The sequence below is a fragment of the Sphingobium lactosutens genome (assembly GCF_013393185.1).
Lineage (GTDB): Bacteria > Pseudomonadota > Alphaproteobacteria > Sphingomonadales > Sphingomonadaceae > Sphingobium > Sphingobium lactosutens_A.
Map to the genome: position 1 here is coordinate 1 of NZ_QJQX01000025.1, position 1,774 is coordinate 1,774.

General features: G+C 63.3%; 1 protein-coding gene, 2 pseudogenes and 1 other annotated feature. Of the genes and pseudogenes, 1 reads left to right on the forward strand and 2 read right to left on the reverse strand.

The features are described 5' to 3' along the window. A pseudogene (locus tag DM806_RS03045) lies at positions 1–268 on the forward strand (dihydrolipoyl dehydrogenase); the annotation flags it as partial. 163 nt (positions 269–431) lie between these two features. Here DM806_RS03045 and DM806_RS03050 read toward each other — a convergent pair. After that, positions 432–1,117, reverse strand: a pseudogene (locus DM806_RS03050) (IS3 family transposase); the annotation flags it as partial. Then, positions 960–1,076, reverse strand: a sequence feature (AL1L pseudoknot). Its footprint overlaps the pseudogene before it by 117 nt. A 54-nt stretch (positions 1,118–1,171) precedes the next feature. Next, on the reverse strand, positions 1,172–1,774 hold a 603-nt coding region (gene istB / locus DM806_RS03055), incomplete at its 5' end, for an IS21-like element helper ATPase IstB (protein ID WP_179041789.1).

Here is a 1,774-nt window from a genome sequence, read left to right on the forward strand (position 1 = left end):
GTTCCCCTTCATCGGCAATGGCAAGGCGATCGCGCTGGGCGAGGCGGAAGGCTTCACCAAGACGGTGTTCGACGCCAAGACCGGCGAACTGCTGGGCGCGCACATGATCGGCGCGGAAGTCACGGAAATGATCCAGGGCTACACCATCGGCAAGACGCTGGAGACGACCGAGGCGGAACTGATGCACACCGTCTTCCCGCATCCGACCATTTCGGAATCGATGCATGAAAGCGTGCTCGCCGCCTATGGGCGTGCGCTCCATATCTGATCGGCGACTATCGCTGACAAAGGGCGCGGGGGCTTTGGCTCTCGCGCTTTTTTGCGTATTGGCTATCGCGCTGATGCAGCGGGCGGGGTGGCTGGACGGCTTGAATGTCGGACTGATGGAGCGGGCAGGCGCGGCGCGGGATACGGCGGTTGGGCATAGCATTACGATCGTGATGCGCCTGTTCCAGAGCATCGAGCACGAAGCTGGCATGGGCCGTTCTGCTGGCCCGCCAACCGACAATCCGCCGAGCATAGGTATCGATGACGAAGGCAACGTAGACGAACCCCGCCCAGGTCGCTACATAGGTGAAGTCCGACACCCACAGCATGTTCGGCGCTGGTGCGTAGAACCTGCGGTTGACGTGATCGAGAGGGCATGGCGCCGCCCCTTCGACAGGCTCAGGACAGGCTCAGGACAGGCTCAGGACAGGCTTGTCACTGAGAGTTGTGCGCACCGGCTTGCCCCGGATCACCCCTGCCAAGCCCATCTTGCGCATCAACCGCGCGACTGTGCAGCGAGCGACCGGAAAGCCTTCCCGCATCATCTGCCGCCAGACCTTACGCACGCCGTAGACCGCGAAGTTCTCGGCGAATACGCGCGCGACCTCGGGCTTCAGGGTGACGTCCCGCTGCGCCCGCGCCGACAGGCGTGTCGGGTCCTGCCGCTGCGCGATGCGCTCGTGATAGGTGGATGGGGCGATCGGCAGGACGCGGCAGATCAGCTCGCCCCCATAGGCATCGCGGTAATCGTCGATGAACGCGATCATCGCTTGAACGGGCGGTCGAGCTCCGCCTGGGCAAAATACGCCGACGCCTTGCACAGGATCTCGTTGGCCTGTCGCAGCTCGCGGACGAGGGTGGACGAGATGTCAACGGGCACCGAAGATTCCTCAAAAGTGGGCATCTAAAATTCCCTAGTTTGGCGGGAGGGTTTATGCCGGTGATCAGCCGTGATGGGATCGGGCTTTTCCTTCGTTGGCGGGCGGCCGCGCCGTTTGGGCAAGGGCGACGGGTTGATGGGCGGTGTAGCGCGCGCATGTTCAGGCAGCAGGTCGGCGTGCTGTCGCATGCGATAGCTGGAGCCCTCGATCTGGATGACCACAGCGTGGTGAAGAAGGCGGTCGAGCAGCGCGGTGGCGACCACCGGATCGCCAAAGACATCGCTCCATTCGGCGAAGCCGCGGTTGGATGTAAGGATCATGGCGCCCTTTTCGTATCGGGCGTTGACGAGCTGGAAGAACAGGTTGCCGCCGCCAGGCGTAACGGGGAGATACCCGATCTCATCGACGACGAGGAGGGAAGAGCGGCACAGGAAGCGGATCCTTTCGCGCAAGGTGCCCTCACGTTCGGCCTTGGCCAGCGAAGCGATCAGATCGGCGAGCGGGATGAAGTAGACGCTCTTGCCCGCCTTGACGGTCTCGACTGCGAGGGCGGTAGCGATGTGGCTCTTCCCGGTGCCCGGAGGCCCCAGAAGATGCACGACCTCGGCCCGGTTGATGAAGTCAAG